The following is a 13,638-nucleotide window of genomic DNA, read 5'->3' as shown; positions in this document are numbered from 1 at the left end:
GAGAGGCAGCCCACAAAGACTGCCTCTCACTATGTGCTCGTGTCAAAGAACGGACTTGAGGAATTCCGCGGTTTCGGGCCGTTCGGGATTCTCAAATAGCTGGCTGGGTGATCCGATTTCGTGGATCAGACCGTCCTTGAAAAACGCCACCCGATTTGAAACCTCACGCGCGAATGCCATCTCGTGTGTAACCACAATCATCGTCATGCCCTCGTTGGCGAGAAGTCGCATGGTATCGAGCACTTCTCCCACGAGCTGGGGATCAAGTGCCGAAGTGACTTCGTCAAACAGCATGTATTGGGGTTCCATGGCCAGCGCGCGGGCGATGGCCATGCGTTGCTGCTGTCCGCCGGACAATTTGCCCGGATAGACCTTCAGCTTATCGCCCAAACCCACATGGTTGAGTTGCTTGATGGCGATTTCATCTGCCTCTGCCTTGGATTTTCCGAGCACCTTGCGTAGCGCCAGGGTCGTATTTTCCAGCACCGTGAGATGGGGAAACGCGTTCCATTGCTGGAAGACGATGCCGATGTTACGGCGGAGCTTATTGAGGTCGGTGTCCTTGGCGTGGACTTCTGTGCCATCAACTGTGATCTTTCCAGCATCAATGGGTTCCAGCCCGTTGATACACATCAGCATTGTCGACTTGCCGGATCCCGAGCCGCCGATCACCGAGACCACTTCGCCCTTATCGACGGTCATCGAAACGCCCTTTAGGACCTCGAAGCTGTCGAACGATTTTCTGACGTTTTCGATTTCAATCATTTTCGCGCCATTTCTTTTCGAGGTGAGCGCCGAGGCGAGAGACCGGGAAGCTCACGATGAAGTAGATCAGACCCGCGATCGCCAGGATAAGCAGCGCCTCGTGGGGTTTACGGGTGATGATGATCTGGCTCGAGCGCAGCAGCTCGATAACGCCTATGGCGTAAACGAGGGCTGTGTCTTTCATGACGCCGAGGGTCAGACCGATCCAGGAGGGCAGCATGACGCGTGTGCCCAGGGGCAATACGATGTAGCGCATATCCTGGGTCCAGCTCATGCCGAGCGATCGTGCAGCGCGCCGTGTGGTGGTGGGTACCGATTGGATGCCGCCACGAACGATCTCGGTACAAAATGCCGAAGTGTAGGCGGCCAACACAACACAGCCTACGACAAACGGGTTCATGCCCCAGCCGGCAATGGACTGGAATGAATTGAACAAGATGAACTGGATGAGGAGCGGTACAGACCGCAAAATATCGAGTACGGCGCCCATCGGATAGTTCACAAACCAAGGCGATTGTGCGCGGACTACCCCGAAGAAGATCCCCAGTAGGGTGCCGCCGAGCATCGCCCAGAATGTGATGGCGAGGGTAAGGCCCGCGCCCGTCATCATGAAGGTCAGATCGCCGATGGTGATGGAAGTTCCAAGCATTGTCCGGTCCTCCCCTAATACCTGAACAGTCGCCAGGCCACGAGCCGGGCGCCGCCAGTGACGATCTTGGCGATGACGTAATAAATGGCAGCAGCGAGCGCGAAGAACTCAAATGTTCGGAAAGTGCGCGCATTGAGCTCCTGGGTGACGCCTGTCAGGTCGGTGTTCAGCCCAACGAAGATCCCGATCGATGTCATTAGGATTGCCCAAACCATCTGGTTGGTCATGGGGTGGAAAACCGCGCGGAACATTTGCGGCAGCACGATGAGCCTGAAGGCATCGAAGGCGCCAAAGCCTAAAGACCGAGCCGCGCGGGTTTGGGTTGCCGGTACGGCACGAAGACCACCGCGGAACGTTTCGGCGAGATAGCCCGCGTTATTGAACGCTATGCCGACCAGGACCGCCCAATAGGAGTCCAGATAGAAGATATTGATGCCCAGAGCCCGGAAATCGACCCCGAACAGTGATGCCACGCCCTGAAGTACAGCGGGGACACCGAAATAAATCATATAGACTTGGAACAGGGCGGGCGTATTCCGGGCAATTTCGATCCATGTGCTCGCAAACGCTCGCAGTGGCGCACTATGGGACCCTTTGGCCAGCGCCAACGGGACCCCGATCAATATGCCGATAATCATCGAGAGAACAGCAATTTGCAGCGTGATCAGTGCGCCGTCAATCATCTGGGGCAGCGCGCGAAATGCCTGTCCCCAGTGAAAGGTATAGTTGATGTCAAACATTTCAACGGTTCCCCGGTTTCGATCTGGCCCGCTCAGGGCGCGCCGCGAAAGCAAGACCGCAGGCGCCCCAAGAGCGCCTGCGAACCGGGATGGCGCTAGTAGTAAACGCCGGGAACGGTCAGGTCAGGTGCTGCAGCGCCGCCGCCGACCCATTTCTCAAACAACTCGTCATAGCGTCCGGTGCGGACCTGCTGATTGACGAAGAGATTGAGGTAGTTCAGCAGGCCGTATTCTTGGCGAAGCGCGATCAAGCTGACGTAATCGACGAGGTATGGTGCATCGCCTTTGATCACGAAACCATCGAAGTTGCCTTCGTTAACTGTCGACGCGGCGACGGTGCCGGTCACTACAGTCGCGTCGATTTGCCCCTGATTGAGGGCAAGGAACACATCGGCCTGGCTCTGGAATGTACGGAAAGAACCGCCAGCATCCCACTCGTTGAAGTCTTCTTCGAGAGCAATGGCTTCAAACACGCCAGCGACCGAACCAAGATTCTTGCCGGCCAAGTCTTCGTAACTCTCGATGCCGGTATCTTCACGCGTCAGAACGACGTTGATGAATGCAAAGTAGGGCACGGAGACGCCGATTGTCTTCGCGCGCTCGAGTGTATCTGAAGTGGAGGCTACACCGACATCGGCACGGCCCGAAACGAGCGCAGGAATACGATCGGGGAAGGGTGTTTCAACGATTTCTGCAGTAACGCCGAGTGCGGCGGCCAGATCGTTACATGTATCGACGTCGAAGCCGACAGGTTCGTTATTGTCGTCGCGCGAACCCATCGGGGGGAAGTCGAGCGTGACGGCGCAGCGCAATGTACCCGAAGCAATGATATCATCGAGTTTGTCGGCAAAAGCCGGAGTTGCCGCAGCAAGGCCGAGCGCTACAGACGCCGCGGCAATCAAGGCAGGAAATTTCATGTTGATCCCTCTCTTTTGGTGCAGTTTTAATGTCGCTGGTCGCACGCCACTCCATTGCGCGTGGTCTTTTATTGACGTGCGCCATTCCCTCATCCGGCCAACTGCTCACCGGCTTCACAATATGTTTGCATAATTGTATCCAATCTACAATATACTAATTGTAGGGAGCTTCGCCGGGTCGTATTGATGCCGTATTGGCGTGATGCGAGGGTGGATGACGGAAGATAGTGAGGCCAAAAATTGGCTACTGCACTGAAAGTAAAGGCGTTTGATCTTGGCAGGCAGGCTTCGGCCGGGGACGTGATCTACGATGCCCTGCGTGATGCGATCATTCGCGGCGAGATTGAGGAGGGGGAGCCTCTTCGCCAGGATTCAATCGCCCAAATGTTCAACGTATCGCGAATTCCGGTTCGTGAGGCTATGCAGCGGCTCGAGGCGCAGGGACTTGTCGTATCCGAACGTTATAAGGGCGTTGTCGTCGCTTCGCTAAGTCATGACCAGATTACGGAGATTTTCCAATTTCGGGCTTTGGTGGAGCCTACCGTAATCGAGTTGGCGGTTCCCATGATGAGCGAATCGTCTTTGGAGGCCGCACAGCGCTATTGCGATGCTTTTGCTGCAGAAGCAGACCCGCTGCGTTGGGGGGACCTCAATAGGGATTTCCACACTGCGCTTTATAAGGACTCTGACAAAAAGTTCTTTTTGTCGATGATCGACAAGACCAACGATCTCGTGGAGCGTTATGTGCGGTTGGTGCTCTACCTTACGCAGGGCATGCGCTCTGCTGTCGAGGAGCACCAGGCCATCCTGGATGCATGCAAGGCGCGCAAGCCGAAACTCGCAGCCGAATTAACGCGTCAACACATCGATCAGGCTGGAAAGGCGCTTGTAGGCTATCTGCGCGAACACCATCGCTAGCAAACCTTTCTGGCAAAACGATGCTGCCGCTTTGCGCCCGGTGTTCCCAACATTGACCTAACGCAAGTTGCGGAACGAAGCAGCTTCAGGAGCATTCATCGCGCAGATTTTTTCTGCGGAGACATGTGTTATGGCCGGCCAGGCAGCCCAGCATCAAAGTGTACAGCCAGGGCACGAGAGTGCCATGCATCCAGAACCTGACTTTGCCCCGTTCTATCCCGGCAGCGGTCGCTTGGAGGGGAAAATTGTTATCATCACTGGCGGGGATTCAGGGATTGGCCGCGCCGTAAGCGTTCTGTTTGCACGGGAGGGCGCACGTATTGTCGTTGTGTACCTCGATGAGCACGATGACGCTGAACGAACGCGTAGGCTGGTGGAGGCCGAGGGTAGCGAGGCGCTACTCATCGCGGGAGACGTTGGAGACCCCGAGTTTTGCGGTGCGGTGGCTGAACGTACGATCGCAAAGTTCGGGCGGATCGATATCTTGATCAACAACGCTGCTGAGCAGCATGTGCGTGAAGACCTTGCAGCTTTAGATGCTAATGCCATGAAGGCGGTCTTTGAAACAAATATCTACAGTTGTTTTCATATGGTTCAGGCCGTTATTGACCATCTTGATTCCGGCGCGCGCATCATCAATACGGCATCCATCGTTGCGTATCGCGGTCATCCACAGCTTGTTGATTATGCAATGACGAAAGGCGCCATTGTAGCACTCACGCGGTCACTTGCCGCCCGGTTCGCCGACAAAGGAATTTTAGTCAACGCAGTGGCGCCTGGCCCAATTTGGACACCGCTGATACCTGCGAGTTTTTCGGCCGATAAGGTGGCTAAATTTGGCACCGACACACCGCTCGGTCGACCCGGCCAGCCAAATGAAGTGGCTCCTGCTTATCTCTTGCTGGCGTGCAAGGATGGGCGATACATGACCGGACAGACCATCCATGTTGATGGCGGCGACTTTCCAAGCAGTTGACAGTCGATGGCGACGCTCGACCCGAGGTTTTCTGCAGGACGCCTGCGTTACGTCAATGATGACGAGCCGGGCATAACACGCCGTCGACGGGGTAAGGGATTTTCGTACACCACGGCCTCGGGGCGCGCCGTTTGTCGGTCGGGTGACGTTGCCAGGATCAGGGCCTTGGCTATTCCTCCTGCATGGACGGACGTCTGGATATGTCTAGATCCTGACGGTCATATTCAGGCGACAGGACGCGATGAGAAGGGGCGCAAGCAATATCGGTATCACGACCAGTGGCACGCCGATCGCGGGTCAGCGAAATACGCGCTGTTAGCTGAATTTGCCAGAAACCTTGCCAAATTGCGCAAAGCTATAGACGCCGATTTGCGTCGCCACGGACTGCCGCGAGAAAAGGTCATCGCCAGCGTCGTTTGGCTAATGGACCACACCATGATCAGGGTCGGTAATGAAAGCTATGCCCGCGACAACAAGAGTTTTGGGCTTACAACCTTGAGGTCGCGACATGTCGAGATTACCGGCACCAAACTGCAGTTCCGTTTTAAGGGGAAGTCGGGAAAGGAATGGATCGTCGGGCTTTCCGACCGGCGTATGGCGCGGGTTCTTCGCGCCATAGAGCACTTGCCCGGCCAGCGGTTGTTCCGTTATCGCGACGAGGATGGGCTTCACGATGTCGCGTCTCATGACGTCAATGACTATATCCGGAACGCGATCGGCGAGCGGTTCAGCTCAAAGGATTTTCGTACCTGGGGTGGAACGCTGCGGGCGCTGACGATGCTTGCCGAAACCGAGGTGCCTGATACGACAAGCGCGAAGGCGCGAGCACTCAATTGTGTTATCGATACCGTTTCTCAATATCTTGGCAACACCAGAGCCGTGTGCCGATCCTGCTACGTTCATCCCACAGTTATTGAACGGTGGGAGCGAGGGCTGCTCAGCAAGGATCTTTCCGGAATTAGTGCCAAGCGCCCGCGACGCTCCGGGTTGGATACCCAAGAGTGCGTGGCAGCAGTTTGGCTGGAGAAATATGCTGGTCGCCGCTAGAGCTTGACAACAGTGCCTGCTGCAGCGCTCTGGCTCAGCAATGCAAGCCGGATCAGGCTGTGATCTGGGCAGTTGTGCGTATTGGCAATCCGTACTGCACTCTCTTCGAGCTTAAGTAGTCGCCGCTTGTGCTGAGCGATTTCTTCACGAACTGACTGCGCAACGGTTTTTTGCGATCCCATCATAGGACATGATCTTACAGCAACTTATGCTTACTGCACTAACATAAGTTAATTTGGTCGTTAGGTGCACAGCAGTGCCACTTGGAACCCGGTCCGGGCTTGCGAATTGAATCAAAAATATCGGTTCATTTGTCAGGACAGTCCCATGCCATCTGCGCGTCCCATCTGGAAAGGTCAGATCAGATTGTCACTCGTGGCGATTCCGGTTGAGCTCTATTCGGCGTCAAAAACCGGAGCACGCCTCTCATTTAGGCAAATCCATGAGCCATCGGGTAAGCCCGTAAAATACGAGAAAATCGTGCCGGGCATTGGTCCTGTCGATGCTGATGAAATTCTCAAGGGCTTTGAGTATGAGAAGAACGATTTCGTGCTGCTTGAAGACGACGAAATCGATGCAGTTAAGCTCGAAACACGCAAGACGCTCGAGCTGGTCCAATTTGTCGGTGGATGTGAGATCGACCCGCTCTACTTCGATAAATCCTATTATGTCGTGCCGCAGGATGAACTGGCTGAAGACGCCTTTCGGGTTATCCGTGATGCGCTTCGGTCCGCCGAAAAAGTTGGGTTGGGCCAGATAGCCATGCGCGGGCGCGAATACATCTGCGCCCTAAAGCCATGTGGAACAGGACTTCTGTTGGAGACACTTCACTATGAGGATGAGATCAGAAAGTCCGATCCGTTTTTCTCTGGGATTTCCAAGACCAAAGCGGAGAAAGACCTTCTAGACGTTGCCACGCAACTTATCGAACGCAAGACCGCGCCATTCGAAGCTGGGAAATTCAAGGATCATTATACTGAGGCGCTTCGTGCGCTGGTCGACAAGAAATTGAAATCAAAAGGCAAGAAAAAGGTCGCCGCTGATACCGACGAACCGACTGCAGCCGATTCAAAGGGCAATGTGATCGATCTCATGGACGCTTTGAAATCGAGTCTCGAAGGCACTGGGAAGCGTCGAAAGACTTCGGCAAAACCCACGAAATCACCCCGTAAGAAAGCAAGCTAGTGATGGCTCGGGCCCGAGATCTCCTTGAGGAGTACCGAGCCAAACGGGACTTCTCCAAGACCAGTGAGCCTGAGGGAACCAAATCCGGTACTTCTGGCAACATTTTTGTTGTTCATAAGCACGATGCTACCCGGCTGCATTATGATTTCCGCCTCGAATATGAAGGGGTACTCAAGAGTTGGGCGATAACACGCGGCCCCAGCACTGATCCCAATGACAAACGGCTTGCCGTACGAACGGAGGATCATCCGCTTGCGTACGCAACATTTGAGGGCACAATACCCAAGGGGCAGTACGGCGGGGGGACCGTCATGCTTTGGGATTTTGGGACTTGGGAGCCGATTGGAGATGTAAAGAAGGGGTTCAAGTCGGGGAAGCTCAAGATACGTCTTAGAGGCGATCGCATGCAGGGTAGTTGGGCTTTGATCCGCATGAAGCCCAAGCCTGGTGAGAAGAGCGAAAACTGGCTGCTGATCAAAGAACATGACGATCATGCGAGTGATGATGGCTCGCAACTGCTAGACCAGAGCACCAGCATTTCGACCGGCCGCACAATGAACGCTATCGAAAACAGCGAGCCACCTGCCAAACGTGCGGGAAAGCGAGCAAAGGCGCTGCCTAAGTTCACCGCGCCTCAGCTTGCGACCCTCGCCGATGGCCCACCGTCCGGTGACGATTGGTTTTTCGAGATGAAGTATGATGGCTATCGCTGCATAGCCGCCATTTCCGGAGAAAATGTCAAACTTTACACTCGAAATGGGCATGACTGGACCGACAAGTTTTCATCGCTGGTTGCGCCAATGTCCCAGCTTACAAAATCCAGCGCGGTGATTGATGGTGAAATTTGCGCTTTCGACGCGAACGGTAAGACCAGTTTTTCGACATTGAAGCGTCATCTGTCGGAGGGTGGTCCGCTTGTGTTTTTTGCCTTCGATCTTCTTGAAGTCGACGGAAAATCAATTTGCAACAAGTCATTGTCGGAACGCAAAGCAGCACTTGAGAATATACTGGGGCGACGGTCGCGCTACGACCCCGTCCAGTTTTCGCCAGACATCGCGGGCAAGGGCAAGGAGGTGTTCTCCGCAGTATGCAGCGCTGGCCATGAGGGCATAATTGCCAAGCATGGCCCTTCGAAGTACCGCTCCGGCAGAACCAAATCCTGGCTGAAGGTCAAGTGTACGCTGCGGCAGGAATTCGTAGTTGTCGGTTGGTCGCCATCGGAAAAGCGTCGCGGTGTGTTCGCGTCACTTCTTCTGGCGACCCAGGAAGATGGAAAGCTTGTCTATCGCGGTCGCGTGGGTACAGGGTTTTCCGATAGATCACGCGATGAAATCCAATCCATGCTCGACGGTGATGCTCGGAAAACGGCGCCATTGAGCGGTGTTCCGCGGGCGATGGCGCGTGGCGCACGTTGGGTTTCTCCTCGCCATCTCGCCGAAATCGCCTATGCCGAGCTGACGCCGGACGGCATACTTCGGCATCCCTCTTTTGTCGGATTACGGGACGATAAGCCAGCCAAGGTCATTGGGCTCGACAAGCCCACCGAGATAAACAGGAGCAGCGCCGTGACACTAACTGATACGCTCGGGGTGTCGGCTGCGGAAAATGCCGGAATCAAGCTCTCAAGCCCAGATAAGGTGCTCTATCCGGGGCAGGGGGTCACCAAGGGTAAGCTGGCGGCCTACTATGCGGCGGTGGCCGAGGCAATGATGCCCTATATCGCCGATCGCCCCCTTAGTCTGGTGCGTTGCCCAGCGGGCCGGGCCAAGCAGTGCTTTTTTCAGAAGCACGATACCGGAGGGTTTTCGCAGGGCATGGATACAATTGAAATCAAGGAAAAGGACGGAAAGACAGACAGCTATTTCACCCTGAATGAATTGGATGGCGTGCTGGCGGGTGTGCAGATGGGGGTGCTCGAGTTCCACATTTGGGGCGCACGTCGCGATTCAATTGAGAAGCCCGACAGGTTGGTTTTCGATATAGATCCCGATGAGAGCTTGGGCTTTGATGATGTCAGGTCGGCAGCACGCGACATTCGAGCCAAGCTAGCCGATTTTGGGCTGGAGAGCTTTGCGATGGCGACCGGCGGCAAAGGCGTTCATGTGATCGCGCCGATAATCCGCCGGTGGCAGTGGCCGGATGTAAAGGCATTTGCTTCGGGTTTTGCCAAACAGATGGTGGAGGATGAGCCTGAGAGGTTTACCGCGACGTTGTCGAAAAAGGCTCGCAAGGGCAAACTGTTCATCGACTATCTCCGGAATGAGCGGGGCTCAACCGCCATAGCGCCCTATTCGACGCGTGCTCGCGAAGGCGCACCTGTGGCTGTTCCTGTGGGGTGGGACGAGTTGGAGACGCTGAACGCTGCCAATGGCTTTTCTCTTGCGGAGGCTATCGAACGAGCGCAAGTCGATCCTTGGCCCGGATATGGGAAATTGCGGCAGTCGCTTCCAAAGCTGCCAAAATAGATCATGCGGATATTGGCTGCGGTTTGGAACGCGCGCGTAAATGTAGATAGCCCGATGAAAAAAGGCCCAGCGTTGCCAGCGCGCTAAAGTCGAAAATTTCAACTATCCCCGATTGAAACGAAATCAGGCCCGACTTACGCAGTTCTTGTAGTGTGCGGTTGACGTGAACCGTTGACAGACCAAGTACGTCTGCAAGTTCGCTCTGTGTCAGTGGCAAGGGAAAGCGCGGGCCGGAACTGTGCCCGACGGCATCCAGGCGAAGGTAGATCTCGCACAGCAAATGAGCCACGCGCTCGAGCGCCGAACGTTTGCCTATACTGACGAGCCATTCTCGGGAAATCGACTCCTCAACCAGCGTCGTGCTCCACAGAGCTCTCGTGGCGCGAGGTGAGGTTTCCAACAGTCTGAAAAGGTGATCATTGGGGATCGCCCGCATAGAGAGCGGAGAAATAGAGGCGAGAAAAGGCTGTGTGCCGCCGAGCACAAACTGGCGCAGATCTATGATGTCTCCAGGCACCAGAATCGAGAGTATTTGACGGCGCCCGTCGGGCAGATCGCGGTAGCGGCAGGCAAAGCCGTTTTCGATGACGTGAACATGGTTGTCCAGCAATTTTCCTGCAATCGCTGAACTTCTTGCCGAGAACTGGCGTGTCTGTGCGGGGAGGGCAAGCAATGCGGCACGATCGGCCTGTTCCAAAGGCATGTGGCTTTCAAGCCGGGCAACGAGCAACTCTGTCACGTGCTACATATCTCCCGCTTCACTTGACACTCGGATAGGGAGCATCGGCAAGCAGACGCGCGAGATGAGTTGTGCTTTCCACGAGCATCTTTGCCGCGCCGTCGACCGTTTCGGGAACCTCGTCGAGATCTCGGAAGTCGGTCGAACTCATCGCCTCACCGACCCAGTAGCCTACGGCATTGGGCGCAATGGAAAATCCAACGTCGTTGAGCGCCTGAAACAACTCGGCAGACACATGATGGGCACCATCCTCGTTTCCCACAACAGCAACCGCCGCAACTTTGCCGTAGGAGGGCATGCGGCCCTTATCGTCCTTTTCCGAAATGAAGGCGTCCATGCGTTCTAGAGCTCGCTTTATGACACTTGAGGGTTGCCCCATCCAGATTGGGGTCCCGGCGATCAGAATGTCCGCTGCCAAGATCTTCTCACGAATTTTCGGCCAGTCGTCGCCAGGTCCTTCGTCGGAAGTCACGCCGGGCAGAATGTTATGGTCTGCCAGCCTTATCGTTTCGCCGACGATGCCATGGCCAGCAAAACCGGCCAATAGCAGGTCTATCATTCTGTTGGTCGAGGACGTTTCATCACGTTGAGATGTTTTGAGCGTGCCATTGAGGGCAAGTACCTTGAGAGTCTTTTTCATTGTGAGCGATTTCGGCAATCCGAGCTGTTGTTGATTTATGTTAATTGGAGTGTGGCGTCTGCTCTTGGAAAAAGCTGGCCTCCCACCACCCTCTCGTTGACAACGACGCATCCACAAAGGCGTTCCAACTGGACGTGTTCGCTGACCGCCTTAATATGCTGGGCATGTGCAACGAAGTTTGGTCTCGTCGCTTTTGCTTTCGGAGCGGCAGATGAGGCGGAGGACTTTATGGACGCGGCGTACCCAACATTGTTCGGGAAGGTCATTATGGTCGTTGAAGACGAGTATCTTATTGCTCTCAATATCGAGATGGCTGTCCTCGACCAAGGCGCGAGCGTGATGGGGCCCTTCTCTCAAGTCGAGGACGCCCTGTCCGCGCTCAAGGCCAGTAACGGCATGCCCGATGCAGCAATTCTCGACATCAACGTACGCGGACGGCACGTCTTTCCGGTGGCCGAGCGCCTGCAAGAACGTAAAGTGCCATTTGTGTTCGCGACCGGATATGACAACTGGACAATTCCCAGTCACCTCGAACATGTGCAGCGTTTTGAAAAGCCGACCGACCCCGTTAGGCTACTGCGCGCACTGACCAATCAGTTCGTTGCGCGTGATGAATCGGGTGCAGCATGAGTGCTTTTGAAAAATCGGTTCCTGATTCGATTGCCGGCAAATGCGTCTTGGTCGTCGAGGATGATTATGTTCTGGCGCGTGAGGTGTGCAACGATCTCAAAAGCCATGGTGTAAACGTGCTTGGCCCAGCGCCCACAGTTCATTACGCAAGCTTGATCGTCGGGCGGCGCCGCTTGGACGGAGCCATCCTTGACATAAAGCTGTTCGGGCAAGAGGTTTATGAACTGGTCGATGTTCTGATGGCACGAGGCGTTCCGATCATCTTTGCGACAGCCTATCAAAAAGATCACATCGATGCTCGCTATCGCTCTGTCGAAACGCTCCATAAACCTTTGGATTTAGGGTCTCTCAGGCGCAAAGTTGCCGCGTTCCGCCCGCAACAGGCTTCAGCGCCGGTTGTTTCGCATGAGCCGATGGTTGTTCCGCGTGAAGGCAGAGGTCCAGAAACCGTTCAAGACCAATGGGCTAGACTATTGTTCGGCGCAATGCAGGACAACGCTTGATCCAGCTTCGGAGGCCATATGATTGACGACAGCGGTAAGACCCATCGCCGGGGCGGGTCCATGTTCTCTATGGACGGTGGCGAGGGATTACGTCTGATCGTCGAAAATGCCCGCGACTACGCGATTTTTACGACCGATAGCGAAGGCAATGTCGATAGCTGGCCGCCCGGGGCTGCAAACGTTTTTGGTTGGTCCAGCGATGAGATTCTCGGCAAGCCTGCCGCAATGCTCTTTACGCCGGAGGATCGGGAGAGTGGAGCGCCCCGACAGGAGTTTGACACAGCGCTGTCCCGAGGACATGCGCCAGACGTTCGTTGGCATCAGCATCGTTCCGGGTCCCGGGTTTACATCGAAGGCAGCGTCTGGCCGCTAAAAGACGCTGATGGGGCGCCCAAAGGGTTTCTCAAGATCGGCCAGGACATGACGTTGCGGCGTCAGCATGAAATTGCCCTTATGGAAAGCGAGGAGCGTTTTCGATTGCTGGCAACCACAGTTCCGCATCTGGTTTTTAGATCCACGACCGAGGGACGTAGGACATGGGCCAGCCCGCAGTGGACGTCCTATACCGGTATGAGTGATGAACAATCGGAGGGCTATGGTTGGCTCGAGGCTATCCATCCTGACGATCGCGAGCTTGCTCTCGTCAAATGGGATGAGGCCGGAGAGGATGGGGAGATCTATTACGGCGAGCATCGTATTCGGCGCCAGCGTGACGGCGTATACCGCTGGCACCAAACTCGCGCGGTTCCCATTCGATCTTCGATGGATGGTCCCAATGAGTGGGTGGGGTCGGCATCCGATATTCATGACATGCGACAATTGCAGGAACGCCAGGGCATCCTTGTTGGGGAACTGCAGCATCGAACGCGCAATCTGCTCGCTGTTGTAAGATCAATTGCTTCGCAGACGGTATCTACAGTGGGGTCCTTGCAGGAATTCCAGGCGGCTTTCGACCATAGGCTCGGTGCACTTTCACGGGTACAAGGATTGCTTTCGCGCGCCGAACACGAGGCCGTGACCGTAGAATCCCTTCTCCGTATGGAACTCGATGCCGTCACGGAAGAATGGAGCCGTATCGAGATCACAGGGCCGCGGGTGTTGGTCGCGGACGGGACCCTGCAGACTTTGACTTTGGTTATGCATGAGCTGAGCACCAATGCTGCGAGGCACGGCGCATTGTCAGATCCCGAAGGGCGACTGGTCATTGAATGGTTCAGGCATGACCCGAAAGACGACGATGCTGGCCACCTGGTTATCGAATGGCGCGAGAGGTTTTCGTCTCGCAGGCCTGTTCCAGCCGCGCCCCGTGGCTTCGGGCGACAATTGATCGAAGAAGCCATTCCCTATCAGCTCGGCGCCTCGACACGTTTCGTACTTGAAGAAACCGGACTTCATTGCGTTCTCAGCCTCCCATTGGACCCTCAGGAGGAATAGCGGGAACCCAGCCGTTCCCCACAGCATTGA

The 13,638-nt window shown here is 55.4% G+C and carries 15 protein-coding genes; 8 read left to right on the top strand and 7 right to left on the bottom strand.

The genetic code is table 11. The features are described from left to right. Positions 1–42: 42 nt before the first annotated feature. From ACN0TA_RS09515 to ACN0TA_RS09500, 4 genes are all read right to left on the bottom strand, one after another. On the bottom strand, positions 43–765 hold the full coding sequence (locus ACN0TA_RS09515; RefSeq protein ID WP_417582217.1) for an amino acid ABC transporter ATP-binding protein: 723 nt from the start codon (positions 763–765) through the stop codon (positions 43–45). Beyond that, a complete protein-coding gene (locus ACN0TA_RS09510) occupies positions 758–1,414 on the bottom strand; it encodes an amino acid ABC transporter permease (protein ID WP_417582215.1) in 657 nt (218 codons plus the stop codon). Before ACN0TA_RS09510 ends, ACN0TA_RS09515 begins: the two co-directional genes overlap by 8 nt. 14 nt (positions 1,415–1,428) lie before the next feature. Then, positions 1,429–2,154, bottom strand: coding sequence for an amino acid ABC transporter permease (locus tag ACN0TA_RS09505; RefSeq protein ID WP_417582213.1), 726 nt, complete (start codon positions 2,152–2,154; stop codon positions 1,429–1,431). Positions 2,155–2,249: 95 nt separating this feature from the next. Further along, positions 2,250–3,071, bottom strand: a complete 822-nt coding sequence (locus tag ACN0TA_RS09500; protein ID WP_417582211.1) for a transporter substrate-binding domain-containing protein — start codon at positions 3,069–3,071, stop codon at positions 2,250–2,252. A gap of 240 nt (positions 3,072–3,311) precedes the next feature. On the opposite strand from ACN0TA_RS09500, the gene ACN0TA_RS09495 reads away from it, so the two are divergent. From ACN0TA_RS09495 to ACN0TA_RS09485, 3 genes are all read left to right on the top strand, one after another. After that, on the top strand, positions 3,312–3,989 hold the full coding sequence (locus ACN0TA_RS09495; protein WP_417582209.1) for a GntR family transcriptional regulator: 678 nt from the start codon (positions 3,312–3,314) through the stop codon (positions 3,987–3,989). Between the two features lie 130 nt (positions 3,990–4,119). Then, positions 4,120–4,965, top strand: coding sequence for an SDR family oxidoreductase (locus ACN0TA_RS09490; protein ID WP_417582207.1), 846 nt, complete (start codon positions 4,120–4,122; stop codon positions 4,963–4,965). Positions 4,966–4,971: 6 nt separating this feature from the next. Further along, positions 4,972–6,012, top strand: a complete 1,041-nt coding sequence (locus tag ACN0TA_RS09485) for a DNA topoisomerase IB (RefSeq protein WP_417582205.1) — start codon at positions 4,972–4,974, stop codon at positions 6,010–6,012. Here the strand turns inward: ACN0TA_RS09485 and ACN0TA_RS09480 are convergent. Then, the gene (locus ACN0TA_RS09480) at positions 6,009–6,197 is read right to left on the bottom strand and encodes a hypothetical protein (RefSeq protein ID WP_417582203.1); all 189 of its coding nucleotides are present in this window, start codon (positions 6,195–6,197) and stop codon (positions 6,009–6,011) included. The two genes, ACN0TA_RS09485 and ACN0TA_RS09480, sit on opposite strands and share 4 nt — an antisense overlap. A gap of 142 nt (positions 6,198–6,339) precedes the next feature. Here ACN0TA_RS09480 and ACN0TA_RS09475 point away from each other — a divergent pair, with 142 nt between their 5' ends. Both ACN0TA_RS09475 and ligD read left to right on the top strand, forming a co-directional pair. Next, entirely contained in the window at positions 6,340–7,197 is an 858-nt protein-coding gene (locus tag ACN0TA_RS09475; RefSeq protein WP_417582201.1) for a Ku protein, read from the top strand. Between the two features lie 2 nt (positions 7,198–7,199). Continuing rightward, positions 7,200–9,662, top strand: a complete 2,463-nt coding sequence (gene ligD, locus ACN0TA_RS09470) for a DNA ligase D (protein WP_417582199.1) — start codon at positions 7,200–7,202, stop codon at positions 9,660–9,662. Position 9,663: 1 nt separating this feature from the next. Here ligD and ACN0TA_RS09465 read toward each other — a convergent pair whose 3' ends face one another. Both ACN0TA_RS09465 and ACN0TA_RS09460 read right to left on the bottom strand, forming a co-directional pair. After that, positions 9,664–10,401 (bottom strand): Crp/Fnr family transcriptional regulator, encoded by a 738-nt coding sequence (locus ACN0TA_RS09465; RefSeq protein WP_417582197.1) that lies wholly within the window; start codon positions 10,399–10,401, stop codon positions 9,664–9,666. A gap of 19 nt (positions 10,402–10,420) precedes the next feature. Next, positions 10,421–11,041 (bottom strand): flavodoxin family protein, encoded by a 621-nt coding sequence (locus tag ACN0TA_RS09460; RefSeq protein ID WP_417582195.1) that lies wholly within the window; start codon positions 11,039–11,041, stop codon positions 10,421–10,423. 228 nt (positions 11,042–11,269) lie between these two features. Between ACN0TA_RS09460 and ACN0TA_RS09455 the strand changes: the two genes are divergently transcribed. From ACN0TA_RS09455 to ACN0TA_RS09445, 3 genes are read left to right on the top strand one after another with little or no spacing between them, the layout of a single operon-like run. Beyond that, positions 11,270–11,671 carry a response regulator gene (locus ACN0TA_RS09455; RefSeq protein WP_417582193.1) on the top strand — a complete coding sequence of 134 codons (402 nt, stop codon included), beginning with the start codon at positions 11,270–11,272 and terminating at the stop codon, positions 11,669–11,671. Next, positions 11,668–12,174, top strand: coding sequence for a response regulator (locus ACN0TA_RS09450; protein WP_417582191.1), 507 nt, complete (start codon positions 11,668–11,670; stop codon positions 12,172–12,174). The genes ACN0TA_RS09455 and ACN0TA_RS09450 overlap by 4 nt, the downstream gene beginning before the upstream one ends. A gap of 18 nt (positions 12,175–12,192) precedes the next feature. Next, the gene (locus ACN0TA_RS09445; RefSeq protein ID WP_417582189.1) at positions 12,193–13,608 is read left to right on the top strand and encodes a PAS domain S-box protein; all 1,416 of its coding nucleotides are present in this window, start codon (positions 12,193–12,195) and stop codon (positions 13,606–13,608) included. Positions 13,609–13,638: the final 30 nt, after the last annotated feature.

Source organism: Pelagibacterium sp. (assembly GCF_048264985.1).
Taxonomy (GTDB): domain Bacteria; phylum Pseudomonadota; class Alphaproteobacteria; order Rhizobiales; family Devosiaceae; genus Pelagibacterium.
Note: the sequence above shows the minus strand (reverse complement) of the source record. Positions and strands in the feature narration are given on the sequence as shown.

What these genes read in the sequence shown, in the direction of transcription:
- ACN0TA_RS09455 (WP_417582193.1), top strand. Translation starts at nt 11,270, where the DNA reads ATGGACGCGGCGTACCCAACATTGTTCGGGAAGGTCATTATGGTCGTT.
- ACN0TA_RS09500 (WP_417582211.1), bottom strand. Translation starts at nt 3,071, where the DNA reads ATGAAATTTCCTGCCTTGATTGCCGCGGCGTCTGTAGCGCTCGGCCTT.
- ACN0TA_RS09460 (WP_417582195.1), bottom strand. Translation starts at nt 11,041, where the DNA reads ATGAAAAAGACTCTCAAGGTACTTGCCCTCAATGGCACGCTCAAAACA.
- ACN0TA_RS09515 (WP_417582217.1), bottom strand. Translation starts at nt 765, where the DNA reads ATGATTGAAATCGAAAACGTCAGAAAATCGTTCGACAGCTTCGAGGTC.
- ACN0TA_RS09510 (WP_417582215.1), bottom strand. Translation starts at nt 1,414, where the DNA reads ATGCTTGGAACTTCCATCACCATCGGCGATCTGACCTTCATGATGACG.
- ACN0TA_RS09490 (WP_417582207.1), top strand. Translation starts at nt 4,120, where the DNA reads ATGGCCGGCCAGGCAGCCCAGCATCAAAGTGTACAGCCAGGGCACGAG.
- ACN0TA_RS09445 (WP_417582189.1), top strand. Translation starts at nt 12,193, where the DNA reads ATGATTGACGACAGCGGTAAGACCCATCGCCGGGGCGGGTCCATGTTC.
- ACN0TA_RS09485 (WP_417582205.1), top strand. Translation starts at nt 4,972, where the DNA reads ATGGCGACGCTCGACCCGAGGTTTTCTGCAGGACGCCTGCGTTACGTC.
- ACN0TA_RS09480 (WP_417582203.1), bottom strand. Translation starts at nt 6,197, where the DNA reads ATGATGGGATCGCAAAAAACCGTTGCGCAGTCAGTTCGTGAAGAAATC.
- ligD (WP_417582199.1), top strand. Translation starts at nt 7,200, where the DNA reads ATGGCTCGGGCCCGAGATCTCCTTGAGGAGTACCGAGCCAAACGGGAC.
- ACN0TA_RS09475 (WP_417582201.1), top strand. Translation starts at nt 6,340, where the DNA reads ATGCCATCTGCGCGTCCCATCTGGAAAGGTCAGATCAGATTGTCACTC.
- ACN0TA_RS09505 (WP_417582213.1), bottom strand. Translation starts at nt 2,154, where the DNA reads ATGTTTGACATCAACTATACCTTTCACTGGGGACAGGCATTTCGCGCG.
- ACN0TA_RS09450 (WP_417582191.1), top strand. Translation starts at nt 11,668, where the DNA reads ATGAGTGCTTTTGAAAAATCGGTTCCTGATTCGATTGCCGGCAAATGC.